Here is a 26,954-nt window from a genome sequence, read left to right as displayed (position 1 = left end):
GAGAGCCACCAACACTTTGGTGGCTCTTTTGCTAAATACGCTTGAGAGCCAGCACTGCGTTCAAGCCACCAAAGGCAAAGGCGTTGCTTAGCGCGACATCAACCTTGGCTTCGCGCGCTTCGTTGGGAACAACATCCAGCGCACATTCGGGATCGGGCTCTTCATAGCCGATGGTTGGGGCGATGACGCCGTCCTTCAACGCCATAATGCACGCCAGCAGTTCGACGGCGCCTGTCCCGCCAATTAAATGACCGTGCATCGATTTGGTTGACGAGATCATCAGATCGTCCGCATGCGGGCCAAAGACATCCGCAACAGCCGCGCATTCGGTTTTGTCATTGGCGGCTGTCCCGGTTCCATGTGCGTTGATGTAGCCGACATCGCTTGCATTCAGTCTGGCATCCGCCAAAGCGCCGGACATTGCACGAGACGCGCCCTGTTTGCTGGGCATAACAATATCGGCGGCATCCGATGACATGGCAAAGCCTACAACTTCGCAAAGTATCTCAGCGCCGCGTGCGCGGGCATGTTCATATTCTTCAAAGACAAATACGCCCGCACCCTCACCCTGCACCATCCCGTTCCGGTTGGCACTGAATGGGCGGCAGGCATCCTTGGACATCACACGCAGCCCTTCCCAGGCTTTGACGCCGCCGAAACACAGCATCGACTCTGAGCCGCCGGTGATCATGGTTGGTGCCGCGCCGCTGCGAACCATCTGGAAGGCAAGCGCCATGGCATGGTTGGATGAGGCGCAGGCGGTAGAGACCGTGAAGCTTGGCCCTTTGAGGTTGTGTTCCATGGAAACATGGCTGGCAGCGGCGTTGTTCATCAGTTTTGGAACAACAAAAGGATGCACACGGTTTTTGCCGTCTTCATAGACCGAGCGGTAGTTGTCATCCCATGTCGACACACCACCACCTGCGGTGCCTAGAACAACACCCGAGCGCGCAGCAAGATCGCCATGGAATTCGATACCGGACTGTTCGATGGCTTCTTTGGCAGCCGTCAGCGTGAACTGCGTGAACCGATCATACAGTGTCATCTGCTGACGATTGAAACGTCCCTCAGCCTCGAAACCACGGACCTGTCCGCCAATCTTGATCGCCAGTCTTTCGACGTCGCGGAATTCCAGCGCCGAGATACCACACCGGCCTTCGCGCATGGCTTCCATCGTATCAGGAACAGAATGGCCCAACGAGTTGATGGTGCCGGCACCCGTAATGACAACGCGTTTCATGGCTGTCGGTCAGACCTTTTGCGAGATCAGTTTTTCGATCCCGGCAATGATGGCGGCCACGTTCGAGATATCGAAATCGCCGGATGTGGGTTCATTGGCGTTGAACGGTACAGTGATGTCGAACTCTTCTTCGATAGCAAAGATGCTCTCGACCAGACCCAGACTGTCGATACCCAAGTCTTCAAGCGTGCTTTCGGGCGTTACATCAGATGGCTCAAGCACGGCCTGCTCTGCAATGATCGCGATGACGCGGTCGCTGATGCTCATGTCGATCCTCTACTAATCGCTTTGGGGATGATTTAATCACTCGGAGGCTGTTTGAAAACAGCCTTTTTCAACGCCTCGACGTCACGGGCCATGCGCGGCAAGCGGCGCTGCGCTTTGTAGATATCTGTATGGCTCTCCATCTTGATGCCGGGATAGCCCATAATAACTCGCCCCGCCGGAACGTTTGACAGGATCTTGGTACCTCCACCGGAAATCACACCATCACCGATAAAGATGTTGTCGACCACACCAGTTTGCCCGCCGAGCACAACATTGTTGCCAATCTCCACCGACCCGGACACGCCGGTCTGCCCGCACAGAAGGCAATCCTGCCCAATGCGGGTGTTGTGGCCAACATGGACGAGGTTATCCAGCTTGGAGCCATGGCCGATGACCGTGTTACGGACGGTCCCGTTATCCACTGTGCAGTTGGATCCGACCTCGACATCGTCACCGATCTCAACGGCACCCAGCGAATGGATACGCAGCCAGCTCTGTGCTTTGGCTTCACCCTGATCGCCCATGGTTTTGCGCGCATTTTCGGCGCCTGAGACTTCTGGCGTGACAAAGCTGAACCCGTCACCACCGATGCGGGCGCCAGGTTGTGCGATGAAACGATCGCCGATCTGCGCCCGCGCGCCGATGCTGACCATTTCGCGCAGCAAAGCATCTGCCCCCAGTTTCGCGTCCATACCCACGACACAATGGGCTCCAATCACGGAATTTGGCCCGATCTGCGCCCGCGCTCCAATGACACTCAGCGGCCCGACCGAGACACCTTCGCTAAGTTCGGCGGTCGGGTCGATCACTGCGGACGGGTGAATGCCCGCTTCGACCCCCTGCCCCCGATCCAGCATCGCGGTGATACCTGCCATCGCCATTCTTGGACGTGGCACAAAAAGAGCGGCCTCAAGGCCTAATGCCTGCCAATCTGCACCTTCCCAAAGAACCGCAGCCCGCGCCGCACCAGCGGACAGCGCTTCGGCATATTTGGGGGACATCGCCATGGCCAGATCGGTCGCCCCAGCCTCGCCGGGTTCAGCGGCGCGCAGAATCGTCAATCCGGTATTGCCAGCTGCCGAAACGCCAAGCGCTTCGGCAATTTGTTGTATGGTGAATTGCATGGCGGGCTTCCCTTGTCTCAGGACTTGCCCCGTGATTACCCCTGAACGTCGGGCAGGACCACCCCTGCTTTTTGCAACGCTTCCCAGATTTTGCGATCCCGGTCATAGACATCGCGGCGATACTGTACGTCGCCTTTGGGCCCAATATAAGCCGTGCGATAGATGAGATGCACGGGCACCGGCTGTTCCAGATCGACCTTTGTCTCTTTGCCGCTTTTCAAGACACGGTTGAAGAATGCCTTGGGGTCCTCTTCCTGACGGGCCAGCAAAGCATACGCAAATTCAAAGGGTTGTGCCAGACGGATGCAGCCATGTGAAAAGGCGCGGACCTCGCGTGAGAACAGGCTCTTTTGCGGCGTATCATGCAGATAGATATTGTACTTGTTCGGGAACATGAATTTGACCAGCCCTAGCGCATTCCGGGTGCTGGGCGGCTGTCGCATCGCAAATGGGAAGTTCCGTGCCGTGAACTGTGTGAAATCAACAGCTCCACGGTTCACGCGGCGCCCCCGACGATCGGTGATTTCGATATGACCGACTGCGTTTGGATTTGACTGCAGCTGAGGCAGATATTCCTTGGTGATGATTGAGCGTGGGACATACCAGCTTGGATTGATCACCATATGCTCCATCACGTCCGAAAACTCCGGACTGCGGCGATCATGGGTGTTTTTTCCGATCACGGCACGGGTTTCGAATGTGACCCGACCGTCATCTACGATCTTGGCCGAGAAATCAGCCTGATTGACTAGTACGTGCCGGGTGCCGCGCTCGCCAGGCAGCCAGCGTTCGCGTTCAAGCGCAACAAGGACGGCCTTCAAACGGTCCGAAGCCGGGCGATTTAGCTCTGTGATGGTTCCTTGACCGGCAACCCCGTCGGCCTCCAACCCGTGATCCTGTTGAAACGCCTGCACTGCGGACAGCAGCGCACCATCAAAACGCGCGTTGGCAGTCGGCTTAAGATAGCCCAAAGCAACCAACCGATTCCGCAGTTTGATGACATTGGGGCCGGCATCCCCCAATTCAAGCTTGGCAACGGGCACAGTCGGTCCCCAGCCGCCATTTGCGATCAGGGCTTCAAGTGCTATCTTCTGTTTCATCAGCGCGCGGTATTGAGGTGTTTGCGGTGCCAGTTCATCGATATACGCGCCGTTGTCCGAGGCCAGCAACGCAGTCAGATGATCAGTCGCCGAACGTTTTTCGACCTCGCGCACAATTCCTGGCGCAACGCGCGATGGCTTCAGAACGCCTGACTGAACATCATTGGCATATACCAGGAAAATGTTGCTGAGCTCGGCTTCTACCTGCCCCAGGTCCCGAATGGTGCGGGCCTGCCGCATCTTGTCGACCAGGGTTTGGACATCATAGTTTGCCGTAGGTAAGCCATGCCGCTCAACCTGAGACAACGCGTTGATCAGGGCGGCGCGCCGGGCCAGATGCTCTGGCGCATCTCCCACCCAAATCGGAGAGAACCCGTTTAAGCGATAAAACTCGGCCACACCCGATCCAGTCGGAATGTACTCAGCGATAGACATCTGGAATGCAGTTCCAGACCGTTTGTCAGTTTCGGCATTTGCAAGGGATGCTGAAACCGCAAAACAAGCGGCTAGTAAAACATTGGTACTCTTCCGAAAAACTGATTGCATGGGATGGCCTTGAATTTTCAAAAAAAACTGCAACTGTGTATCTTGCTGATGGATATTGATTTCTGCGGTCCCTCTTTGTCCATTCACAAATTGATCAGCTTCACTCATCTTTCGTTCCGTGATGCGCGTTTGCATCGAACCGGGCGTAGGGCTTCAATTTGAGACAAATTGGACCAATTCTGCATCACATGCGCAAAAAACTGCCGAAATTTCCCCCTTGAAAATATGAGGCCGAAAGACTCCTTGGCGGATGATTCTCTCTGTGTCATAAATCCCGCATCTGGGATGGGAAAAAATTAAGATAGCGCGCGTAACATCGTGTGCAGGCAGGAACAGTACGGGACGAGACAAAAAATGGCCGAGAGCAGTGGACCGGGGTTAACCCGTCGTGCCCTATTGGGCGCATTTGCAGCGACGACAGTAGCAGCAGCACCAACTTTCTCCAAAGCAGCCGGATTCCTTCGCGGTGGCGGAGATATTCGCCGAATTCGTATGTATTCAGGTCGCACAGGCGAGCGCATCGATATGATATATTGGGTCGATGGTAAGTATATCAAGGATGCCGTAAAAGAAGTGAACAACTTCATGCGCGATTGGCGCACCGATCAAGCCAAGTCTATGGATTTGCGCACGATTGACATAATGGCAGCCTCACACAACCTGTTGGATGTCAGTGAACCCTACATGCTCTTGTCCGGCTATCGTTCCCCCCAAACAAATGCCATGTTGCGTTCTCGCTCGCGTGGTGTGGCCCGGAATTCGTTGCATATGAAAGGCCAGGCGGCTGACCTGCGCCTGTCATCGCGGTCGGTCTCTCAGATGGCCAAAGCCGCAATGTCCTGCCGTGCAGGTGGTGTCGGCCAATACTATCGCTCGAACTTTGTCCATATGGATTGCGGTGTCATCCGAACCTGGCGCGGCTGATACTGTTACGACCACTTTCACCGAGAAACCCCGAGGCGCCGTACCGCCTCGGGGTTTCTTTTGTCATATCAAATGTTTGTAGCACAACGCTGGGATATCAGAAACGATAGGGGCACGGGAAGATAATGGCGCACCTGAGAGGATTCGAACCTCTGGCCTCTGCCTTCGGAGGGCAGCGCTCTATCCAGCTGAGCTACAGGTGCCTTGGCCGTTAGCTAACCCCGTTCGAACCCGGGTGCAACTGAAAATCTGCAGGATCTGACACGTCTTTCGCCTCGCTAGGCAAACAGATCATGCGCAAGCTCGAGCGCGTCGATCAGCGTGTCGATCTCATCCGTGGTGTTATACAGGCCTAAGCTGGCGCGACAGGTTGCGGTGACGCCCAGATGATCCATCAGGGGGCCCGCACAATGGTGCCCTGCCCGCACGGCCACGCCTTTTTTGTCCAGAATGGTCGAGACGTCATGCGCATGGCCCGCCCCGTCCAGCGTAAAGCTGAAGATCGCGGCCTTGTTCGCGGTTGTGCCTTGAACCTGCAACCAGTTCAGCCCATTCAGGCGCTGCATTGCATAGTCGCGTAGCGCGCCCTCGTGCGCCGCTATGTTCTCCATCCCCAGCGCCATCATATAGTCCAGCGCGACACCCATACCGATGGTTTGCACGATCCCCGGCGTTCCGGCTTCGAATTTCATGGGGGGATCGTTATAGGTCACCTGATCCTTGGAAACCTCTTTGATCATATCGCCGCCGCCGATGAAGGGGCGCATCTGATCCATGCGGTCTTTTTTGATAAAGATCGCCCCGGAACCAGACGGGCCATAGAGCTTGTGCCCCGTAATGGCATAGAAATCACACCCGATATCCGGCACGTTGACCGGCATATGCACCGCCCCCTGACTGCCATCGACCAGCACCGGTACACCCCGATCATGGGCGCCTTGGGTAATCGCCTTGACGTCGACTACCGTTCCCAAGACGTTAGAGCAGTGCGTGACCGCGACCAGCTTGGTTTTGGGGCCAATGGCGTCAATCACGGCCTGTGGATCCAGATCGCCATCGACATCGACATCTACCCATTTCAACACCACACCCTGACGTTCGCGCAGAAAATGCCAGGGGACTATGTTTGCGTGATGCTCCATGACGCTCAGAACGATTTCGTCGCCAGCTTGCATCCGGGGCATCGCCCAGCCATAGGCGACCAGATTGATCCCTTCGGTCGTGCCTGAATTCAGAACGATCTCATCCTCATCGGCCACGCCCAGAAAACGCGCCACGGTTCCGCGCACGGATTCGTATTTTTCGGTCGCCAGATTGGACAGGTAATGAAGGCCCCTATGCACATTCGAGTATTCATGCGCATAAGCATTGGTCACCGCATCAATCACGACCTGCGGCTTTTGCGCGGACGCCCCGTTGTCGAGGTATGTCAAAGGCTTGCCATTGATTTCGCGAGACAGGATCGGGAAATCGGCTCGGATTTTCTGTACGTCATACATGGGCGGGTATTCCCAGCATTGGCCCTCCGACGAGTGAGAGCAGAAGAGTGATAAGAACGGCAATCGCAATCGCCGAGAAGATAAGCACGCCAAACGCCTTGAGCGGCGAACCGAAGCTATGCGCCTGATCGATGAAGTGAACGGTGATGTAAAGCCCCAGAAGGAACGCGCCGATGGCCAGAATATCCAGCAATCCGGGAACTGTCAGCAATATGATGAGGCTGATCGCCTGAACAGCGGCCCGCAAGAACTGCAGCCACACCATAAGGGTCATGATGTCGCTGAATGAGCCGGTGCCCCCCATCCTCTGGCCGATCTGATAGAAGGCAGCGATACTCAGGATCAGGCCGCCGCCAACAACCACCACATAAAGCACTATGGAGCTGGCCAGTTCCTGCAACTGAGGGTCCTCTGCCGGGTACAACAGGTTTGAAACCACCTGCAGCAGCGTGTTCAGGACAACCGCCAGAGCCAACGCCAGCCACAGAACCTCTCGGCTGAGGTTCAATACCATCAGCCTGCGCGCAGCTTCGGCCGGGTTTTTGACCGTCAGGGCAGCCAGATCAGCAACGTTCATGCACCGGATCCCCGTGCTTGTCTGAACCCTGAGAACCAGAACCACAGAAAAATCGCGACCCACAAAAGGCCCGCAAAGCTTTGCGCAGGTCCCGGCCCGATGAAACCCGCAATCAGGCCATTCAGCAGGACCAGCGGAGCCGAGGCCAGCAGCGCCCAGAACAAGGCCAGTCGTGCGCCATAGGGCGAGCCTTGGCCACCAAACAGCCGCGAGGCAAGATACGAAAGCCAGGCCAGCAAGTAGAACATGAGGGGCAGAATAAACACGGATCCCAGCAGGGCGCCCCCCAACAGCATGTTAAGCTCCAGCCCTTCGATATGGGCGCGCCGCGCCAGGCTGGGCATTTGCGCGATGAAGCCAATCACGCAAAAGGCCATAACAAATGCCAGCGCGCGGTCTTCCCGGGGGCCCATGTTCAACAGGCGGCGAACCACCCTGCCCGGCCCCCGGTAAGTGGCCACGATATCCGTTGTGACAGGCATCAGCTGCGCCGGGCCAACCAGCCCTCCAACCGTGAGACGATGTCTTCGGCGAGGGCCTGATCTTCGATCTCCTCCACCGCTTCGGCCAGAAACGCCAGTGTCAGCATGTTGGTCGCGTCTTTGGCAGGCACGCCGCGCGAACGCAGATAAAACAGAGCTGTTTCATCAATCGCCCCCGAGGTCGACCCGTGCGAGCAGGCCACATCATCGGCATAGATTTCAAGCTCGGGCTTGGCCAGAAACTGGCTGTCATCGTCCAGCAGCAAAGACTGGCTGATCTGATAACCGTCGGTTTTCTGTGCCCCTTCCTTCACAAGGATTTTGCCCTGGAACACACCGGTTGCCCCATTGCGTAGCACCTTTTTGAAAACCTGTCGGCTTTCACAGTTCACCGCATCGTGGGTGATAAAGACGGTGTCATCGTGATGAAAATCGCCATCTCCAACGCAGGCGCCAGCCACATGCGCGACAGCGTCATCACCGGTCAGTTCAACGATCTGCTCGTTCCGGGTCAGAACACCATTCACAGTCAGAGTGAACGACTTGTAAACCGATTCCGCTCCGAGCCGCGTGAACATATGCGTTGCAGCACGGCGTTCATGGTCGCGGCCCTGCGCGCGGATGTGATGCAGGGTGCCGCCATCCGCGATGTCGATCTCCATGCATTTGTTGAAACGAGACGCTGCCGGCCCGTTTTCCAGAATCGTCACCTCTGCCCCGCTTTCTACGCGGATCACATGGTGCAGGATGGCATCCGATGTTTCAGCTGCATGGCGATAGATTAGGCTGATCGGCTTGGAGGGCTTCCCGGTGACGTGAATGGCAACGCCATCCGCAGCAAACGCCGTATTCAGTGCAGCCAGCGGTCGCTGAACCGGGGATTGGCCACGCGCCTCAAGAACACCATAGAGCTTTTTGGCCCAGTGGATATCCTTGCAGCAGATATCTTCCAGCCGGTCGATCGTGACACCCTCAAGCGACAGATCATCTGATTCCTCTGCGCTAAAAACACCATCGACAAACACGATTTTCAGACGGTCGAACGTGTCGAACATCGCCGCTTCGTCAGATTGGAACAAAGCCGCAACAGGTGCCTCAGGCGAAACGAGTGTGTCCGGACGCGTGTATTTCCAATACTCGTCGCGCCGACCGGGCAGCCCCATTTCGCGCACGCGGGCCAGAGCGGCCTCACGCGCGTCTTTGGTGCAGCCAGCCTCGGGCAGCGACAGCGCAGCCAGCCGAGCTTCGGTTGCGGTCTGCTTCACTTCGGGCAAGGCCATCAGTTCACCTCGGCAAGGATGTCGGCATAGCCGTTGTTTTCAACTTCCAGAGCCAGATCAGGACCGCCCGTTTTCACGATGCGACCGTCGGCCATAATATGCACAACATCGGGTTTGATGTGGTCCAGCAGGCGTTGGTAGTGGGTGATGACCAGAAAGCCCCGCCCCTCGTCGCGCAGCGCGTTCACGCCTTCTGCCACCAGTTTCATGGCATCAACGTCCAGACCCGAGTCCGTCTCATCCAAGATGCACATCTTGGGTTCAAGCATAGCCATCTGCAGGATTTCGTTGCGCTTTTTCTCACCACCCGAAAAGCCGACATTGACCGGACGCTTGAGCATATCTGCATCGATTTTAAGCGCCTTAGCCTTAGCGCGCACTTCTTTCAGGAAGTCAGCGGCAGACAGCTCATCCTCGCCACGGGCCTTGCGTTGCGCGTTCACGGCGGTCCGCAGGAAGGTCATATTGCCGACGCCGGGGATTTCGACCGGGTATTGGAACGCCAGAAAGACCCCTGCTGCGGCGCGCTCTTCGGGCTCCATCTCCAGCAGATCTTCGCCTCCCAAGGTGGCCGAGCCCTCGGTCACTTCGTAACCGTCCTTGCCGGACAGCACATAGCTTAGCGTCGACTTGCCCGAGCCATTCGGCCCCATGATGGCATGTACTTTGCCTGCTTCGACTTTCAGATCGACGCCTTTGAGGATTTGCTTATCTTCTTCCTCAAGTTGTACGTGCAGATTGTTGATTTCCAGCATTTTTTCGTCCTTTGCATACGCGCGGAGCAACCCGGCCCCGGTCTGTTCTTATCCCAGCAGTTTCCGAAGGATGCGGGATGCGATCCAACCCAGGACCGCCCCACCACCGATCGCCCAAACCGGGTTGATAAAGGTCATGTGATTTATGTTGACGTAAGCCACGCCCAACAAGCCGCCCAATACCGGCAAAGCATAGCCAAGCACGGTCAGCACATCATCCCGTTGGATGCGAGGGCGTGGCTTGTTTTCCATCAGCCGACAGAACCCTCAAGGCTGATTGCCACCAACTGCTGCGCTTCCATCGCGAATTCCATCGGCAGTGCTTGCAGCACGTCCTTGCAGAACCCGTTCACCACCAACGCCACGGCCTCTTCCTCGTCCATGCCGCGCTGGCGGCAATAGAACAGCTGATCGTCATCCACCTTGGATGTCGTCGCCTCGTGTTCCACGCGAGACGAGTTGTTCCTGACCTCGATATACGGAACGGTGTGCGCCCCGCATTTGTCGCCGATCAACAGGCTGTCACATTGCGTATAGTTGCGGCTGTCCTTGGCCTTGGGGTGCATAGACACCAGTCCACGGTAGGTGTTTTGCGCCTTACCAGCACTGATCCCTTTGGATACGATGCGCGACTTGGTGTTTTTGCCCAAATGCACCATCTTTGTGCCGGTATCGGCCTGCTGATAGTTGTTGGTGATCGCAATCGAGTAGAACTCGCCCTGGCTGTCATCGCCACGCAGGATGCAGGACGGATATTTCCAGGTCACGGCTGAGCCGGTTTCAACCTGCGTCCACATCACCTTGGACCGGTCGCCGCGACAGTCGGCGCGCTTTGTCACAAAGTTATAGATACCGCCCTTGCCGTTCTCATCCCCGGGGAACCAGTTCTGTACGGTCGAGTATTTCACTTCGGCATCTTCTTCGATGATGATCTCAACGACCGCGGCATGCAGCTGTGCAGTGTCGCGCTGCGGTGCGGTGCAACCTTCCAAATAAGACACGTACGAGCCTTTGTCGGCGATGATCAATGTACGTTCGAACTGTCCGGTATTCTCTGCATTGATGCGGAAATAGGTGCTCAGTTCCATCGGGCAGCGCACGCCCGGCGGGACATAGACGAAAGATCCGTCCGAGAATACGGCCGAGTTCAGCGTGGCGTAGAAGTTGTCAGACACCGGCACAACCGATCCCAGATACTTTTTCACCAGTTCGGGATGCTCTCTGATCGCCTCGGAAATCGAGCAGAAGATCACCCCTGCCTTTTTCAGTTCGGCCTGAAAGGTCGTGCCGACCGAAACCGAGTCGAACACCGCATCCACCGCGACCTTGCGGCCCTCGGCAGGCATATCCTCGGCGCCTTCAACGCCGGCCAGAATCATCTGTTCTTTCAGTGGGATACCCAGCTTTTCATAAGTCGCCAGCAGCTTGGGGTCGACCTCATCCAGAGACTTGGGTTTTTCTTCCATCGATTTCGGACGGGCATAGTAATACTGGTCCTGAAAATCGATTTCCGGATAGTTGACCATGGCCCAGTCGGGCTCTTCGATCTGGGTCCAGCGTTCAAACGCCGCCAAACGCCATTCGGTCATCCATTCCGGCTCATTATTCTTTTCCGAGATCAGACGCACGATGTCAGGGTTCACGCCTTTGGGCGCATACTCCATCTCGATCTCTGTTTCCCAGCCGTACTTGTAGGTTCCGACCTCGCGCACCGCATCCACGGTTTCCTGATCGACACCCTCTTTTACCTGGGTCTGGTCCAAAGCGGCCATATGACACCCTCCGTCAGATCACGCAGCACGCGCGCGATGCTTCTTTTCTTTTTCAAGCCACGTCTCGGCGAAACGCAGCACATCTTCTTCTTCGGTCTGAGGCCCCAGCGAAACGCGTATCGCGCTGGCTGCTGTTGCCTCGTCGTATCCCATTGCCGTCAAAACCGCGCTGGCGCGGACCTTGCCGCTGGAACAGGCAGAGCCTGCGCTGATCGCAAAACCCGCCAAATCCATCTGCATCACCTGCGTTTCACCCTTCCACCCGGGCGTGGCAAAACACAACGTGTTCGGGAGGCGATCCTGACCTTTCCCGACAAAAATAGTGGAATTAGAACCGTTCTCAAGAGCCATTTCTAGAATATTTCTAAGTTTGGCGACTTTTTCCCAAACACCATCCGCCAGATCACGGGCAGCGGCTTCAGCTGCGGCCCCGAAGCCTGCGATTCCAATAACATTTTCGGTGCCTGAGCGGCGCCCCATCTCTTGACCACCGCCCTTGATCTGGGCGGGCAAATCGGTGCCGCGTTTCATCACAACAGCTCCGATCCCTTTGGGACCCCCAAGTTTGTGCGCGGATACAAGAGCCATTTGGGCCCCAAGCCAGTTGAAAGCCACAGGCATTTTGCCAAACGCTTGCGTTGCATCTGTCACCGCAAGGTTCTGGGGCAGCTTTTGAACAATCCCGGTCTCAGAGTTTGCCAGCTGCAACGTCGCTTGTTCGGGATATGAAATCGACACAATACCCTGCCCGGAAACAGGTAAATCATCGACAGACCAAGCCCTTACAGCGTCATGTTCAATCGGAGCGCCATGCAGGTTCCGACCGGCCATCGTCAGTGCAGCCCCTTCGGTCGACCCTGAAGTAAAGACGATATCCGCGCTATCCGCCCCAAGGGCCGAGGCGATTTGTGCACGGGCCTTTTCAACAACTGCTTTAGCGGCGCGCCCTTCAGCATGTACCGAAGACGGGTTCCCAAACACATCCATGGCCGCAATCATCGCGGATCGGGCCTCGGGCCTGAGCGCCGTGGTCGCGTTATGATCCAGATAAATGCGTTTCATAGATACATCTTTTCCGTGAGGAAGGCGGGGTGCTGATACCCGGCTTAGCAGCTTTTCTCAATCATCGACGACCGCAAACAGGTTTGGAACGGCGGGGCACGGTGCCAAATCGTTCTTGATTACATCCGACAGACGGGTCTGGTGCAGGAACACATAGACATGAGCGCTCAGGCCTTCCCACAAGCGGTTGGTAAGAGATTGTGCACGGCTACCGGATGACCCGCCCGACGCACCTGCCCCTTTATGCATTGCGTCAACGGTTTCATCGACGGCAGCAAGAATCTCGACCACCCGAATATCCGACGCCCCCCTTGCCAAGCGATAGCCACCGCCCGGCCCGCGAACCGACGCAACCAGATCGGCGCGGCGCAGCTTGACGAACAACTGCTCAAGATAGGGAAGCGAGATATCCTGACGCTCGGAAATCTCGCCAAGCGTCACCAGCTGATCCGCGGGTTGCAGAGCAATATCCGCAAGGGCAACCATCGCATAGCGGCCTTTGGTCGAAAGCTTCATGTCCCTTCCCTTATGGTAAGTGTCGCGCGAAAAGATTGACGCCGCCGCAGCCAGTGCGTATCTCCGACGGACAGCGTATTTGCGCGACATAGATGTAATTAGAACCGTTCTAAGGTGCCTGACTGATATCGTCAAGTATATCCCGGCGCCATAAGCGAAAAAGACAGGACCAAAGCACACATGCCCGAGGTGATTTTTCCCGGACCCGAAGGCCGCCTGGAAGGCCGCTACCACCCGCAAAAGGAAAAAGACGCACCGATCGCCATCGTGCTGCATCCGCACCCCCAATTTGGCGGGACCATGAACAACAAGGTGGTCTATAACCTCCACTATGCGTTCTACAACATGGGCTTTACGGTTTTACGCTTTAACTTCCGCGGTGTCGGGCGCAGCCAGGGTGAATACGATCAGGGTGTGGGCGAGCTGAGCGATGCGGCCTCGGCGCTGGATTACTTGCAGTCGATGAACAACAACTCGAAACACTGCTGGGTGGCAGGGTTTTCCTTTGGCGCCTGGATCGGCATGCAGCTGTTGATGCGCCGTCCTGAGATCACCGGGTTCATCAGCGTATCGCCACCCGCCAACATGTATGATTTCTCCTTCCTCGCGCCCTGCCCGTCTTCGGGCCTGATCATCAACGGCTCGTCCGACCGTGTGGCACCGCCTGCGGATACCACCGCGCTGGTTGGCAAGCTGCATGAACAAAAAGGCATCACCATCACCCATAACGAGGTTGAGGGCGCCGATCACTTCTTTCAGGATCGCCACATGGATACGCTGATCACCGATGTCAGCGATTATGTGAAACGCCGCCTGACCGAGAATACGCGCTGATGTCGGACACCATCACAACTCTAGCCGCACGGCTTGCAGAGGACACGATGAAAGTGATGGATGAAACCGGTCAGGACCGGTTCTATGTCGAAGTGGGTGAGGTGCTTGGTGCGGCGTCGCAGTCGCTTGAAGAAGCATTCCTGACCGAAATCCGTGTGCGTCTTGCAGAGCGCAAGGCGCGCCAGTTTGTCGTGAAACGACTGGCGGATCATCGATCCAAAGTGAAAGCGATTGAAAAACAATGACCCAACGTTTGTCTGCACAGATCGAGTTCCTGAAACAAGCAGACAGACTTAAAACGGTTGAGCGGGCAAATGCCCTGCTGGATCAGTCGCGGGCAGAAAATTCTGCCGAACACAGCTGGCATCTGGCTCTGTGGGCACTGGTGATGGCTCCGCTCGCCGGTCCTGAGGTCAGGATCGAGCGCGTCATTCAGATGCTTTTGCTGCATGATCTGGTCGAGATCATCGTTGGCGACCACCCAATTCACCTGGAGACCGATTGGAAGGCCGTCGCCGAAGCAGAAAACAAAGCGGCGGAACAGCTGTTTGGGATTTTGCCCGCAGATCAGGCCACAGTATTTCTGAACCTTTGGCGCGAGTTTGAGGCCGACCGGACCGCAGATGCTCGGTTCGCCAAGATCCTAGACAGGTGCCAACCCTTGTTTCAGGTGCTGTGCGCGGGCCAACCTCAGCCAGAGCATCTGGAGGTTGTTGAAGGCAATCTGGATGGAGGTCGCGCCGCCTATCTTCGGCACGCCTTTCCGCTGGCCTATGCGCACGCGCGGGCGCTGTTCACCGGCGTTGATGACACAGAGATCAATGACTTCACGCAGCGTCTTCCTTTTCTCGCCGAAGCGGACAAGCTGAAATCTGTGCAGCGCGCATCGCGGCTTATTGCAGCGTCACGCTATGAGAACTCAGCCGAGCATTCCTGGCACATCATGCTGCATGCCTGGGTGCTGTCCGAATATGCTGGACAAGAGGTTAATGCCGACCGGGTTCTGCAAATGCTTTTGTTGCACGATATCGTTGAGATCGACGCAGGAGATCATCCAATCCACGGTCAGGTCGATCATGCGGCACAAGTCGCCGAAGAAGAGGCCGCCGCCGCGCGTCTGTTCGGCCTGCTTCCGCAGGATCAAGCACGGGTTTTTAAAGTGCTGTGGTCCGAATTCGAGGCCGCCGAAAGCCCAGATGCGCGTTTTGCCAAAGCGATCGACCGTGTGCAGACGCCGATTGCGAATCTGGAAAACGGCGGTGGATCGTGGGCAGAATACAATGTGACGCTGGCTCAGCTTGAGACGCGTGTCGGCGCATATGTTATGCGTGGCGCGCCGGCGCTTTGGGACTGGTTGTCACCGCAGCTGGAACAGCACTTTCGCACAGCTTGAATATGGCCAGAGAAAAGGAGCCCGAAGGCTCCTTTTCCCTATTTTGCCGGTCGGCGCTCAGACAGCGTTTTGATCGAATCGATCAGGCATATTCGCTGCATCGATATCGACAGCCCCCTCGCTTAAAAGCCACCCAAGTGTCACAATAATAACCGAGGCAAAAATGACGTATTTAGAAAATGTCGTCATGCTAAAAACTCTTTAACCAAAGAAACAAAAACAAGTACGTTCTAACATGGCCTCAGAAAGACCTCATAGTCTGGTTTACCTGACCTTAACGAATAATTAGCATTTCCCTGTATTGGCCCCGTCCATCAGATGCAGGAGAATTCGCTTGCCCGGCACGAATACTTCATGCCCAAGCTGGCCGAGGTGCTTGGAAGAAGGTGGTGTGCCATGCCCAAAGCCTATTTTATCCTGTTGCTGGCCGTTGTTGCTGAAACCATTGGCACGACGGCTCTGCAGGCCAGTCAGCAGTTCACGCGATTCTTGCCCTCGGTCGTGGTCGTCCTGGGATATGGTTGCGCGTTCTACCTGATGGCGTTGACGCTGAAGGTCATGCCGGTTGGTATCGTCTATGCGATCTGGTCGGGCCTTGGAATTGCACTGATCGCGCTGATTGGTTTTATCGTGTTCGGACAAAGGCTCGACTGGCCCGCCGTGCTTGGACTGACGATGATATTGGCAGGGATCCTGATTATTCACCTGTTTTCAGAAACCGCAGGTCACTGAGCACTGGTTAGGGCTGGTATATTTTGTCGCGCCGCGTTATGCGCGCGACAACTTCCCGTTCAAAGGCTGACCTCTCATGGACCTGCGCAATATCGCAATCATCGCTCACGTGGACCACGGCAAAACGACCCTGGTGGATGAGCTTCTCAAACAATCCGGAGCTTTCCGCGAAAACCAGGCCGTGGCTGAACGCGCCATGGACAGCAACGATTTGGAACGCGAACGCGGCATTACCATTCTGGCCAAGGCAACATCGGTCGAATGGAAAGACACCCGCATCAATATCGTCGATACGCCCGGGCACGCTGATTTCGGCGGCGAGGTCGAGCGGATTCTCAGCATGGTCGACGGCGTTGTTCTGTTGGTCGATGCCGCTGAGGGCCCGATGCCTCAGACCAAGTTTGTGACCTCCAAGGCGCTGGCTCTGGGGCTGCGTCCGATTGTGGTGCTCAACAAAGTCGACAAACCCGATGCCGAGCCTGATCGCGCGCTGGATGAATGTTTTGACCTGTTTGCGAACCTGGGCGCCGATGACGATCAGCTGGATTTCCCGGCAATGTATGCTTCAGGTCGGTCCGGTTGGGCCGATATGGAACTGGACGGCCCGCGCAAGGATCTGAGCGCGCTGTTCGATCTGATCGTCGATCACGTGCCCGCTCCCAAGCAGATCGCGCAAAAAGACGCGCCCTTCCGGATGCTCGCCACCACCCTCAGCAGTGACCCTTTCATTGGCCGTATCCTGACCGGCCGGGTGGAAAGCGGTACGCTCAAAGCCGGCGACAGCCTCAAAGCTCTCAGCCGGGACGGAGCCGTGATCGAGAACTTCCGTGCGTCAAAGATTCTTGCGTTCCGTGGTCTGGCGCAACAACCAATTGACGTGGCTGAGGCCGGCGACATCGTCACCATTGCGGGCATGAGCAAGGCAACCGTCGCGGATTCACTTGTTGCACCACAGGTCGAAGAGGCCCTGCCTGCCCAACCCATCGATCCGCCAACGATCACCGTAACCTTCGGCATCAATGATTCGCCCCTGGCCGGACGCGATGGGAAAAAAGTTCAGTCCCGCGTTATCCGTGATCGCCTAATGAAGGAAGCCGAGTCCAATGTTGCTATTCGCATCACCGACACCCCCGGCGGCGAGGCGTTTGAGGTCGCGGGTCGTGGCGAACTTCAAATGGGCGTTCTGATCGAAAACATGCGGCGCGAAGGGTTCGAGCTCAGCATTTCGCGTCCGCAGGTTCTGTTCCGTGAAGAAGACGGGCAGCGGCTGGAGCCGATCGAGGAAGTCACCATTGACGTGGATGACGAGTATTCGGGTTCGGTGATCGAAAAGATCACAGGTGCCCGCAAAGGCGAACTGGCTGAGATGCGTCCTGCTGGCGCGGGCAAGACGCGAATCATCGCTCATGTGCCGTCGCGCGGACTGATCGGCTATCACGGCGAGTTCCTGACCGACACACGCGGCACCGGTGTACTGAACCGCGTGTTCCACGGCTGGGCGCCGCACAAGGGCCAGATTCCTGGTCGTCGCGCCGGTGTCCTGATCTCCATGGAGAACGGTCAGGCCGTCGCCTATGCGCTGTGGAACCTCGAAGAGCGTGGGCGCATGTTTGTAGGGCCGCAGGCGGACGTGTATCAGGGCATGGTCATCGGTGAGCATTCACGTGACAACGATCTTGAGGTGAACCCGCTCAAAGGCAAAAAACTGACCAATGTGCGGGCCAGCGGATCGGACGATGCGGTTCGGTTGACACCCCATGTTCAGTTTTCGCTAGAAGAGGCGATTGCCTATATCGATGACGATGAACTGGTTGAGGTAACGCCGAACGCGGTACGCCTGCGCAAGCGTTATTTGGACCCGCATGAGCGCAAGCGCATGTCGAAAACCGCCTAAGCGACCCATCGGATTGCCGCGCGCATTGGAAACAATAGATCGACTGTGACTTTTTTGCGTCCACTTCGCGCATAAAGAAACGAGGAGAATCTGGCGAAATGTCAGGTTTTCCTCATGTTTTTTGAAGCGAATCTACTTTGGGGAGAATTAATTTTCGGGATTCTTCTTCGCGAGCTCTTGCAAATATGGCGTGAGAAGAGTGTATTTATGGCCAAAGTGTGACGTCGTTCATAAACAGCACCATTTTTTCGGTGCATAAGCGACCTAGTGGTAACGAGTTTCAAGGAGACGCGCTATGCGCATCAAGTCCCGTATATTATCGATTGTCTTCGTATCAGCAACATTCCCTCTTCTTTCGACTGACGCGGCGAATGCAGCGGGCAAGTGTACTGTCCGGACTGCCAAACAGTCTGTTTCAACAGAAACCCTTTGTGCTTGTAGCGTCGTTGATGCGCGCATGCTCCGGTATATCCATCGGCGCGCGGATTTTGAGGATATCCTCTCGAGAACACTTCAAAGCTGCCCCGCTTTTGCAGCTGTCCTGACAGATTTCCCAACCGCATCGATCGGTTCGACGGATACACGCTCCGGCGACGGCCCGGCGAATGAAGGTGGCTCTGGTGGCAGCGGTGGTTCTGGCGGCAGCGGCGGCTCTGGTGGCAGCGGCGGTTCTGGCGGCAGCGGTGGCTCAGGCGGCAGCGGCGGTTCTGGTGACGGTGGCGGCTCCGGTGACGGTGGTGGCTCTGGCGACGGTGGCGGCTCCGGCGACGGTGGCGGCTCCGGTGACGGTGGCGGCTCTGGTGACGGTGGCGGCTCTGGCGACGGTGGTGGCTCCGGTGACGGCGGTGGCTCCGGTGACGGTGGCGGCTCTGGTGACGGTGGCGGCTCTGGTGACGGTGGCGGCTCCGGTGACGGCGGTGGCTCCGGTGACGGCGGCGGCTCTGGCGACGGTGGCGGCTCTGGCGACGGTGGCGGCTCGGGTGACGGTGGCGGCTCTGGCGACGGTGGCGGCTCTGGCGACGGTGGCGGCTCTGGCGACGGTGGCGGCTCTGGCGACGGTGGCGGCTCTGGCGACGGTGGCGGCTCTGGCGACGGTGGCGGCTCGGGTGACGGTGGCGGCTCGGGTGACGGTGGTGGCTCGGGTGACGGCGGTGGCTCTGGCAGACCCGACCCTAGTGTCGACTAACGATATCAGCCCTTTAAAAAAGATAGGGCGCGTAATCACGCGCCCTTTTTCTCGGCTCACAAGTATCCAGAGCCTCTATACTGACACTTGGCTTAACTTCTGCCGTATACCCCGACCCAGTTCCTAGGCTGCTCTGGATCTTGCATCCGCAGGAAAAGATATCTGGTATCCGACCACGGTTTGATCCGGTTGGTCAAGTTGTCCAAGATAAGATCGCCTTGGCTGGAACGATAAACCAAAACGGCATGCGCATTGCGGCGCGTATCAAGGACCGTCGCAATAAGCAGCTTTTTGGGATCAATGCCCGCCTTGATCAAATCCCTCTTCTTCAGAAGAACAAAATCCTCACAATCGCCGCCGAGGGCTGTGGGCAAAGCCCAGCGTTCACGTGTCTTGTATTGTGATTGATCTGTTACCGATCGCGTCGAGGCGTTGACCTCGCGATTGATTTGCTTGACTAGGCTCATTTCCTGCTGGGTCGACAGCGAGACAGAATGCTTGTTAGCGCAAGCCCAAGAGTACTGTCGGCAGAGCTGTTGTGCGCCCGAGGGCGGCGGCGATGCTGCAACGCTTTTGATAAACGCAGATCCCGTCGCGCTGGCCGAGGTGCCCACAAAAAACGACCCGCAAAGCATCACGGCAACACCAAATACCTTGGCTGAGCCAATCAAAGTGCGGCCCATGGTGGCGCTCAATCTGTTTCTTACAGGTGTCATATCTGCCCCTCGATCCAAGACTAGCATAGCGATATTGCAAGCTTGAACCGTAATTTTCGGTTAACAAAACTATCCGAGAACAGATCAGGCAGCGCAATCTCTGGTCAAACTGGAGGGAAAAAGCGGCGGAAATTCGTCATTTTTTGTGACTATTTCTGCTCAAGAACATGGCGATGCTGGTCACATTTGAGGTCGGGGCTGCCCGTTTCCCTTACGTCATCTGAAATCTACTACATTGATAAATAATGATAATAAAGGCGACGACCGCAACCTAGAGTCCTACACTGCCTGCAGCCTGTTTTCACAATGCAAAAAACGGCCCGACACGCCGTCGGACCGTTTTTCTGTCTTTTGGGGCTCCGCCCGGCTCGTGATTCTCACTCGGTGATTTCTACAACCACCAGTTCACGCTCGCTCGCGCCACGCGCATGGCTAAGGGCTTCTTGGTATTCTGGTGAGTGGTAACACTCCACAGCCGCCTCGACCGACGGGAAGCGGGCAACCACGTTACGCGGGCGATCCTTGCCTTCCAGTTGAACATACCGCGCGGCCCGGGCGATAAACGCACCGCCATGCTTGGCGATGGCCGGTCCTGCCAGCTGTGCGTATTTGCCATAGGCTTCGTCATCGGTGACCGTGACATGTGCAATCCAAAGTGCGGCCATCTCAGGACCCTCCCAGTACCTGCTCTGCGGCCTTGATTGCCGCCTCTGCATTTGATGCGTCGCGACCGCCACCCTGAGCCATATCCGGACGACCACCGCCGCCCTTGCCGCCCAGTTCTACAACAGCGGATTTGACAAGATCCACGGCCGAGATTGACCCGGTTAGATCCTCAGTCACGCCAGCCGCAACGGCGGCCTTACCCCCGGTTTCCGCAATCAGCAGAACCGCGCCGGACCCCAACCGGGCCTTGTGTTCATCGATCAAGGCGGGCAAATCCTTTCCGGACACGCCCTGCAGCGTTTGCGCTAGGAACTTCACCCCGTTTATCTCACGCGCTTCGCCGCCGCCGCCGTCCGAACCCCCTGCCATAGCCAGATCGCGGCGCAGTTGGGCGACTTCGTTCTGCAGAGCTTTCCGCTCGTCCAGTAGAGATTTCACACGATCCACGACGTCGCCGGGCTGTGCTTTCAGCTCCATCGCGATCTGCGCAACACGGTGGTCCTGCGCCGACAGGTGTCGGAACGCTTCATCTCCCGTCAGCGCTTCGATGCGGCGTACACCTGCGCTGCTGGCGCTGTCCGCCAGGATGACGAAGGTTCCAATGTCACCGGTCTGACGAACGTGCGTGCCACCGCACAGCTCGATCGACCAGGTCTCTCCATCATGGCCTTTGCCAGTCGGTGCCTTGCCCATGGATACGACGCGCACTTCATCACCATATTTTTCGCCAAACAGCGCTTGTGCCCCCAGCTCTCGTGCATCGTCGGGGGTCATGATCCGGGTTTCAACACTCGAGTTTTGGCGAATGAAATCATTCACTTCGCGCTCGACCTTTTGAACTTCTTCAGTGGTCAACGCCTTCGCGTGGCTGAAATCAAACCGCAAACGATCCGCAGCATTCAGCGATCCGCGCTGCGCGACATGATCCCCAAGCGCCTCACGCAAAGCCTCGTGCAGCAGGTGTGTGGCCGAGTGGTTCGCGCGAATAGCGGTGCGGCGGGCGTGATCGACCTCCAACTCAACCGCATCGCCTTTTGATAGCATGCCATGATCAACGGTGACCTTATGGGCATAGACCTTGCCGTCGGCAAATTTTCGAGTGTCTTCGACACGGGATACATCTGCACGCTCTTCGAGACGGCGGATTTCACCGGTATCGCCGATCTGACCGCCGGCCTCGCCGTAGAATGGGGTCTGATTGACCACAACCCAACCGGTTCCGCCCTGCTCGATACGATCCACCTGCGCCCCATCAACTATGAGCGCGGCCACCTGCCCTTCGGCTTTTTCGGTGTCGTAGCCCAGGAAATCTGTTGCGCCGCTTGCATCCAGGACATCAAACCAGACAACTTGATCTGCGGCTTCGCCAGATCCGGCCCAAGCCGCGCGCGCCTTGGCTTTTTGTTCTGCCATTGCTGCGTCGAACCCATATGTATCAACGGTGCGTCCCTTTTCACGCAGCGCATCCTGCGTCAGGTCCAGCGGGAACCCGTAGGTGTCATAGAGTTTGAATGCCGCAGCACCAGACAAGGCTGCGCCCTCCTCCAGACCGGAGACTTCGTCGTCCAACAACTTGAGACCGCGATCCAGCGTCTGTTTGAACCGAGTTTCCTCAAGCAGCAGCGTCTCTTCGATCAGGGCCTGTGCCTGACCAAGTTCGGCATATTGGGCGCCCATCAGTTGGACCAAAGTTGGAACCAGCCGGTGCATGACCGGGTCTTTGGCCCCCAGCAGATGTGCATGCCGCATGGCGCGACGCATGATCCGGCGCAGCACATAGCCACGTCCATCATTGCTTGGCATGACCCCATCCGCGATCAGGAACGAGGTCGACCGCAGGTGATCCGCAATCACCCGGTGATGCACATTCTGATCGCCATAGGGATCAACATTTGTCACATCCGCCGACGCCTCAATCAGCGTTTTGAACAGGTCAGTGTCATAGTTGTCATGGCTGCCCTGCAGCAGTGCTCCGATCCGCTCAAGCCCCATGCCGGTATCGATCGACTGCATGTCGAGTTCCACCATCGAGCCGTCTTCGAACTGCTCGTTCTGCATGAAAACGATATTCCAGATCTCAATGAAGCGGTCACCGTCCTCTTCGGCGGATCCCGGAGGGCCACCCCAGATGTGATCACCGTGGTCATAGAAGATTTCTGTGCAGGGTCCGCAGGGACCGGTCGGACCCATTTGCCAAAAGTTGTCATTTGTGGCGATGCGGATGATGCGATCTTCGGGGACACCGACTTTCTTCCAGATTTCAAAGGCTTCATCGTCGGTATGATACACCGTGGCCAGCAGTCGGTTCTTATCGATCCCGAATTCCTTGGTGATCAGTTCCCATGCAAACGGGATCGCCTCGGGTTTGAAATAGTCCCCGAAGGAGAAGTTCCCTAGCATTTCAAAGAATGTGTGGTGGCGTGCGGTGTATCCGACATTGTCCAGATCGTTGTGCTTGCCGCCTGCGCGCACACATTTCTGAGCTGTTGTCGCGCGCTGGTAGTCACGGGTTTCGACGCCCGTGAACAGGTTCTTGAATTGAACCATGCCTGAGTTGACAAACATCAGCGTGGGATCATTGCGGGGCACCAGCGGGCTGGACGCAACCACCTCGTGCCCCTGTTTGTCGAAGTAGTTCAAAAAGGTTGAGCGGATATCGTTCAGGGTGGGCATAAGGTTCTCTCAGCGCGCAATAATCGTGGTCTGGGCAGGTTTAGCCCTGTCCCCGCAGATAGTCCACAGCATTGACGTTCAGCAAAAGAAGCAGGGCGGCCCCGACGGACCGCCCTGAATGCATCACTGTCAACCTATCACGGCCTTCCGCGCGCCCTCAGGCCTCGAGGATATCGTCATCCTCGACAGTCGGCGGCATGTCGAAATCCAGCCCGTGCGCGGCGCGGATCTTATCTTCGATCTCGAGCGCTGCCCGGCTGTTCTCGCGCAGGTATTGTTTGGCATTTTCACGCCCCTGCCCGATCCGCTCGTCACCATAGCTGAACCAGGAACCCGATTTCTCGACCACACCGGCCTTGACGCCAAGATCCAGCAGTTCGCCCATTTTCGAGATGCCCTCGCCATACATGATGTCGAATTCGACCTGTTTGAACGGCGGTGCGACCTTGTTCTTAACAACCTTGACGCGGGTCTGGTTGCCAACCACTTCATCACGGTCCTTGATCGCGCCGATGCGGCGGATGTCAAGACGAACCGAGCTGTAGAATTTCAGCGCGTTGCCCCCGGTGGTGGTTTCTGGGCTGCCGAACATGACGCCGATCTTCATCCTGATCTGGTTGATGAAGATCACCATACAGTTCGAGCGGCTGATCGAACCGGTCAGCTTGCGCATCGCCTGGCTCATTAGACGGGCCTGAACGCCGACATTGCTGTCGCCCATGTCGCCTTCCAGCTCGGATTTTGGCGTCAGCGCTGCCACCGAGTCGACCACGACCATGTTCACCGCCCCCGAGCGCACCAGCGTATCGGTGATCTCAAGTGCCTGTTCACCGGTATCGGGCTGCGAAATCAGCAATTCATCCAGATCAACGCCCAGCTTGCGGGCATACTGCGGATCCAACGCGTGTTCTGCATCGACAAATGCACAGACGCCCCCACGCTTTTGCTGCTCTGCAATACAGTGCAGCGTCAATGTGGTCTTACCCGAGCTTTCCGGGCCATAAATCTCAACAATCCGCCCCATCGGCAGGCCGCCAATTCCCAGCGCAATATCCAGTCCCAGCGAGCCGGTCGAACTGGCCTCGATATCCTGCTTAGAATCCTCGCCCAGCTTCATGATCGAGCCCTTGCCGAACTGCCGTTCGATCTGAGCCAGTGCGCTGTCGAGCGCCTTTTGCTTGTCTGCGTTTTTCTTATCGCTCATTGTCAGAAGATCCGCCATTGTCCTGTCGCCTTCCCTTTTGTCACACCCTTGAACGGGCGGCAATCGCTGCTTTGTTCGCCTCTTGTTCCTTATGGGATCAAAAGGAGAACATTTCAATCAAAACTTTCCGAATTCTAACCTTTCGCAAATGAGTTAAAGAGTCGTTTACGGCGTTTTGAACTTCTTGCAGCCCGTCAAATCCCTCGTAAGTCTATAAAAAATAAATACATACTTCACACACAGGATAGATCTGCATCACGTCGCAGCTTTGGTTTCAACACAATACCCGGTTTAGCAAGGCAAACCGGCCCCTCCCACGAAGATGCGTTTCGCCCTAAAACGCGCGCACCACCTTAAGCACTCTCGCATTGTCCCCACAGGCGAAACATTACCGAAAAATGGTCTCGCTTGTGTCACATCTGGTGTCACTGCACGGGGTTTTGTCGCGCACCCGGCCCAGACCCGGTACAGAAGCGCTTATGGTCTGATAGGCATGCGCGAAATACACGGCGGCCGGCGCTGCCCTAAATTGTGGGATTTGTGGAGAAATATACTACCACCTCACCTCAAGTGGCGATACAAGTGCGCGACATATTTTACTGGATTCCGATACGCGTTTGTCGTCGTATCGATTGAACAACTAAGTTTGGAGTACAACCGTGCAGTCATCGAATGACGTTGCTGGTAGTCAGGATGAAACTGGCGATTTCGTAAATATCTGGCTGCTATTGCGCCGCAACATTATGGCGATCACGGTTCTGGTTATCGTCGCGGTTACGATGACTGCTATCTATATGTCTTCGGTACCTGATCGCTATCAGACAAAGGCGCAGATGGTTCTGGCGCTGTCCGAAACACGGTTCAGCGAGACAACCGGGCAGCTTGAAACGGTCGAGTTTGGCCGGCCCGGGGTCGAGACGGAACTAGCGAAGCTCCGGTCGAGAGACTTTGCCGAACAAGTCGCAGAAACGTTGGACCTGTTCGAAGACAGCAGTTTTATAAGCAAGGTGGATCCTGATACCGGATTGCCCGTTGATGAAGCGGTTCGGCATGAGGCTGTGATCGACAAAGTTCTGGGTTCCTACAATGTAGCTAGAACCGGCGAGAGCCTTGCGGTTACGGTAGAAGGCCGCTCAACGGACCCTACTCTTGCTGCCGCGCTGGCCAATACTGTTATCACGGTCTACATCGACAACGAGCTAAAAACGCGTTTCGATAGGTTGCAAAAGTCTATCAACGATCTGCGTCGGCGTGTTGGCTTGCTGGGCGAAGAACTGACGCAAGCCGAAGCCGAACTTGCTGATTTTATCCGCAACGACAATCTGGACGACGATCAGGTCATGATACGTCTCCGAAGCAATGTCGAACGCGAACGCGCCATCCTGAACGCGGGCCTCGAACAGGAGATTTCCGAGGCCGAAGAAGAAATACTGCGCGAGCGAGTGGCCGAAGCCGAAGAAAAGCTGCAGACACGAACACGCTCGGAATTGTCCCTGCTTCGCAAGGAACGCGAAATCGAGCTTCTTCGGTCACGCTTTCAGACGGCCATCGACAATCTGAACCTGCTGGAGACACGGATTGGTCAGATTGACGAAGGAACGGCCCAGGTTTCGGTCGCCCGTGTGCCAATCGCCCCCTATGCGCCAAGTCGGTTGCTTGCAACGTTGCTGGCTGGCGCAATGTCATTGATCCTTGGGTTTGTCTTCGCGCTGGTCCGCGAAGGGATGGACCGGACCGTTCGTAACGAAAAGCAGATCCACAAAGCGACGGGCCTCAACAATCTTGGCTATTTCATAAAGCAGAAAAAGATCCGCGGCCGTGCAAATCCGATTGATGACCTGCTCAACAACCCGAAGTCATCTTTGTCAGAATCCGCGCGCAGCGTACTGACAAATTGCATCAAATTTCAGGACGCCAAGACCATTCTTATCACGTCGGGTCTGCCGAATGAGGGCAAGTCGATGGTCAGCACCGTCCTTGCGGCCTCGGCGGCTGTTGATGGCATGAATGCGCTGCTGATCGATTTGGATACGCACCGCCGCGGCGCCACCAAACTGCTGTTCCCAGACCTTAAGGATGTACAATTCTCGGATATTTACGGAGACAACCTCGTTGTGCAGCCGGTGCAAACATCGGTGCCCACAGCGGGTACGCTGGACTTGGTCACCGTCAAATCGCCCACGCGGGAGCTAACAGAAGCTGCGGACAAAAAGCTTAAAAAGCTGCGTGATACCCTGGCGGCACGGTATGATTTGATTGTAATCGATACCCCGCCAGCGCTCATCCTGGACGAAGTCTATCGCAATGAAGCACTGGTCGACGCCGTCCTGCTGGTGACGCGCTGGGGAAAAACGCCGCTGGATGCGCTAAACACCGCAACGCGGCGCCTGTCGCAGGCGGGTTTCAGCATTTTGGGAACCGTCCTGAATGACATCGATCCGAAAAAATTCCGCTGGATCGGGTATGATGGATATTATGGAAACTACGACGACTACTAGCGCAAATCGCTAGT

Annotated in this window: 26 protein-coding genes and 1 tRNA gene; 8 read left to right on the top strand and 19 right to left on the bottom strand. The window is 56.6% G+C overall.

Going from position 1 to position 26,954, the window contains the following annotated elements:
- Positions 1-31: 31 nt before the first annotated feature.
- The 4 genes from ACR0I7_RS04415 to ACR0I7_RS04400 are packed head-to-tail and all read right to left on the bottom strand — an operon-like array spanning position 32 to position 4,277.
- On the bottom strand, positions 32-1,240 hold the full coding sequence (locus ACR0I7_RS04415; protein WP_480508804.1) for a beta-ketoacyl-[acyl-carrier-protein] synthase family protein: 1,209 nt from the start codon (positions 1,238-1,240) through the stop codon (positions 32-34).
- Positions 1,241-1,249: 9 nt separating this feature from the next.
- Entirely contained in the window at positions 1,250-1,507 is a 258-nt protein-coding gene (locus ACR0I7_RS04410; protein WP_480508802.1) for an acyl carrier protein, read from the bottom strand.
- Positions 1,508-1,539: 32 nt separating this feature from the next.
- Positions 1,540-2,631, bottom strand: coding sequence for a UDP-3-O-(3-hydroxymyristoyl)glucosamine N-acyltransferase (lpxD, locus tag ACR0I7_RS04405; RefSeq protein ID WP_480508800.1), 1,092 nt, complete (start codon positions 2,629-2,631; stop codon positions 1,540-1,542).
- A gap of 35 nt (positions 2,632-2,666) precedes the next feature.
- Positions 2,667-4,277, bottom strand: a complete 1,611-nt coding sequence (locus ACR0I7_RS04400) for a L,D-transpeptidase family protein (RefSeq protein WP_480508798.1) — start codon at positions 4,275-4,277, stop codon at positions 2,667-2,669.
- Between the two features lie 354 nt (positions 4,278-4,631).
- Between ACR0I7_RS04400 and mepK the strand changes: the two genes are divergently transcribed.
- Entirely contained in the window at positions 4,632-5,201 is a 570-nt protein-coding gene (mepK, locus tag ACR0I7_RS04395; protein ID WP_480508796.1) for a peptidoglycan L,D-endopeptidase MepK, read from the top strand.
- A 126-nt stretch (positions 5,202-5,327) separates the two neighbouring features.
- Here mepK and ACR0I7_RS04390 read toward each other — a convergent pair.
- From ACR0I7_RS04390 to iscR, 10 genes are all read right to left on the bottom strand, one after another.
- Positions 5,328-5,404 (bottom strand) — tRNA-Arg (locus tag ACR0I7_RS04390).
- A 75-nt stretch (positions 5,405-5,479) separates the two neighbouring features.
- Positions 5,480-6,700 carry a cysteine desulfurase gene (locus tag ACR0I7_RS04385; RefSeq protein WP_480508794.1) on the bottom strand — a complete coding sequence of 407 codons (1,221 nt, stop codon included), beginning with the start codon at positions 6,698-6,700 and terminating at the stop codon, positions 5,480-5,482.
- The gene (locus ACR0I7_RS04380) at positions 6,693-7,277 is read right to left on the bottom strand and encodes a YIP1 family protein (protein ID WP_480508793.1); all 585 of its coding nucleotides are present in this window, start codon (positions 7,275-7,277) and stop codon (positions 6,693-6,695) included. Before ACR0I7_RS04380 ends, ACR0I7_RS04385 begins: the two co-directional genes overlap by 8 nt.
- A complete protein-coding gene (locus ACR0I7_RS04375) occupies positions 7,274-7,759 on the bottom strand; it encodes a YIP1 family protein (RefSeq protein ID WP_480508791.1) in 486 nt (161 codons plus the stop codon). Before ACR0I7_RS04375 ends, ACR0I7_RS04380 begins: the two co-directional genes overlap by 4 nt.
- A complete protein-coding gene (sufD, locus tag ACR0I7_RS04370) occupies positions 7,759-9,039 on the bottom strand; it encodes a Fe-S cluster assembly protein SufD (RefSeq protein WP_480508789.1) in 1,281 nt (426 codons plus the stop codon). The genes ACR0I7_RS04375 and sufD overlap by 1 nt, the downstream gene beginning before the upstream one ends.
- Entirely contained in the window at positions 9,039-9,794 is a 756-nt protein-coding gene (sufC, locus tag ACR0I7_RS04365; RefSeq protein WP_480508787.1) for a Fe-S cluster assembly ATPase SufC, read from the bottom strand. Before sufC ends, sufD begins: the two co-directional genes overlap by 1 nt.
- 48 nt (positions 9,795-9,842) lie before the next feature.
- Positions 9,843-10,046, bottom strand: a complete 204-nt coding sequence (locus ACR0I7_RS04360; RefSeq protein ID WP_480508785.1) for a hypothetical protein — start codon at positions 10,044-10,046, stop codon at positions 9,843-9,845.
- On the bottom strand, positions 10,046-11,566 hold the full coding sequence (sufB, locus tag ACR0I7_RS04355) for a Fe-S cluster assembly protein SufB (RefSeq protein ID WP_480508783.1): 1,521 nt from the start codon (positions 11,564-11,566) through the stop codon (positions 10,046-10,048). Before sufB ends, ACR0I7_RS04360 begins: the two co-directional genes overlap by 1 nt.
- 18 nt (positions 11,567-11,584) lie before the next feature.
- Entirely contained in the window at positions 11,585-12,628 is a 1,044-nt protein-coding gene (locus ACR0I7_RS04350; protein ID WP_480508781.1) for a cysteine desulfurase family protein, read from the bottom strand.
- A gap of 57 nt (positions 12,629-12,685) precedes the next feature.
- A complete protein-coding gene (iscR, locus tag ACR0I7_RS04345; protein ID WP_480508779.1) occupies positions 12,686-13,144 on the bottom strand; it encodes a Fe-S cluster assembly transcriptional regulator IscR in 459 nt (152 codons plus the stop codon).
- Between the two features lie 180 nt (positions 13,145-13,324).
- On the opposite strand from iscR, the gene ACR0I7_RS04340 reads away from it, so the two are divergent.
- From ACR0I7_RS04340 to ACR0I7_RS04330, 3 genes are read left to right on the top strand one after another with little or no spacing between them, the layout of a single operon-like run.
- Positions 13,325-13,978, top strand: a complete 654-nt coding sequence (locus tag ACR0I7_RS04340) for an alpha/beta hydrolase (RefSeq protein WP_480508777.1) — start codon at positions 13,325-13,327, stop codon at positions 13,976-13,978.
- On the top strand, positions 13,978-14,223 hold the full coding sequence (locus ACR0I7_RS04335; RefSeq protein ID WP_480508775.1) for a hypothetical protein: 246 nt from the start codon (positions 13,978-13,980) through the stop codon (positions 14,221-14,223). The genes ACR0I7_RS04340 and ACR0I7_RS04335 overlap by 1 nt, the downstream gene beginning before the upstream one ends.
- Positions 14,220-15,371 (top strand): HD domain-containing protein, encoded by a 1,152-nt coding sequence (locus ACR0I7_RS04330; protein ID WP_480508773.1) that lies wholly within the window; start codon positions 14,220-14,222, stop codon positions 15,369-15,371. Before ACR0I7_RS04335 ends, ACR0I7_RS04330 begins: the two co-directional genes overlap by 4 nt.
- A 57-nt stretch (positions 15,372-15,428) precedes the next feature.
- On the opposite strand, the gene ACR0I7_RS04325 is transcribed toward ACR0I7_RS04330, so the two are convergent.
- Positions 15,429-15,560, bottom strand: coding sequence for a hypothetical protein (locus ACR0I7_RS04325; RefSeq protein ID WP_480508772.1), 132 nt, complete (start codon positions 15,558-15,560; stop codon positions 15,429-15,431).
- Between the two features lie 207 nt (positions 15,561-15,767).
- Between ACR0I7_RS04325 and ACR0I7_RS04320 the strand changes: the two genes are divergently transcribed.
- From ACR0I7_RS04320 to ACR0I7_RS04310, 3 genes are all read left to right on the top strand, one after another.
- Positions 15,768-16,103, top strand: a complete 336-nt coding sequence (locus ACR0I7_RS04320) for a DMT family transporter (protein ID WP_480509709.1) — start codon at positions 15,768-15,770, stop codon at positions 16,101-16,103.
- Between the two features lie 76 nt (positions 16,104-16,179).
- Positions 16,180-17,997, top strand: a complete 1,818-nt coding sequence (typA, locus tag ACR0I7_RS04315) for a translational GTPase TypA (protein WP_480508770.1) — start codon at positions 16,180-16,182, stop codon at positions 17,995-17,997.
- A 457-nt stretch (positions 17,998-18,454) separates the two neighbouring features.
- Positions 18,455-19,183 (top strand): hypothetical protein, encoded by a 729-nt coding sequence (locus tag ACR0I7_RS04310; protein WP_480508768.1) that lies wholly within the window; start codon positions 18,455-18,457, stop codon positions 19,181-19,183.
- 92 nt (positions 19,184-19,275) lie between these two features.
- On the opposite strand, the gene ACR0I7_RS04305 is transcribed toward ACR0I7_RS04310, so the two are convergent.
- The 4 genes from ACR0I7_RS04305 to recA form a co-directional block, all read right to left on the bottom strand.
- Positions 19,276-19,899, bottom strand: coding sequence for a transglutaminase-like cysteine peptidase (locus ACR0I7_RS04305; protein ID WP_480508766.1), 624 nt, complete (start codon positions 19,897-19,899; stop codon positions 19,276-19,278).
- 377 nt (positions 19,900-20,276) lie between these two features.
- Positions 20,277-20,564, bottom strand: coding sequence for a DUF1330 domain-containing protein (locus ACR0I7_RS04300; RefSeq protein WP_480508764.1), 288 nt, complete (start codon positions 20,562-20,564; stop codon positions 20,277-20,279).
- A gap of 1 nt (position 20,565) precedes the next feature.
- Entirely contained in the window at positions 20,566-23,238 is a 2,673-nt protein-coding gene (gene alaS / locus ACR0I7_RS04295) for an alanine--tRNA ligase (protein WP_480508762.1), read from the bottom strand.
- Positions 23,239-23,395: 157 nt separating this feature from the next.
- Complete coding sequence (gene recA, locus ACR0I7_RS04290) at positions 23,396-24,460, bottom strand: recombinase RecA (RefSeq protein ID WP_480508760.1); 1,065 nt, start codon at positions 24,458-24,460, stop codon at positions 23,396-23,398.
- Positions 24,461-25,101: 641 nt separating this feature from the next.
- Between recA and ACR0I7_RS04285 the strand changes: the two genes are divergently transcribed.
- Entirely contained in the window at positions 25,102-26,940 is a 1,839-nt protein-coding gene (locus tag ACR0I7_RS04285) for a GumC family protein (RefSeq protein ID WP_480508758.1), read from the top strand.
- Positions 26,941-26,954 lie beyond the last annotated feature (14 nt).

Source organism: Ruegeria sp. AM1 (assembly GCF_056540745.1).
The sequence above is the reverse complement of the archived record's forward strand: the minus strand, read 5'-3'. Positions and strand labels throughout refer to the sequence as shown.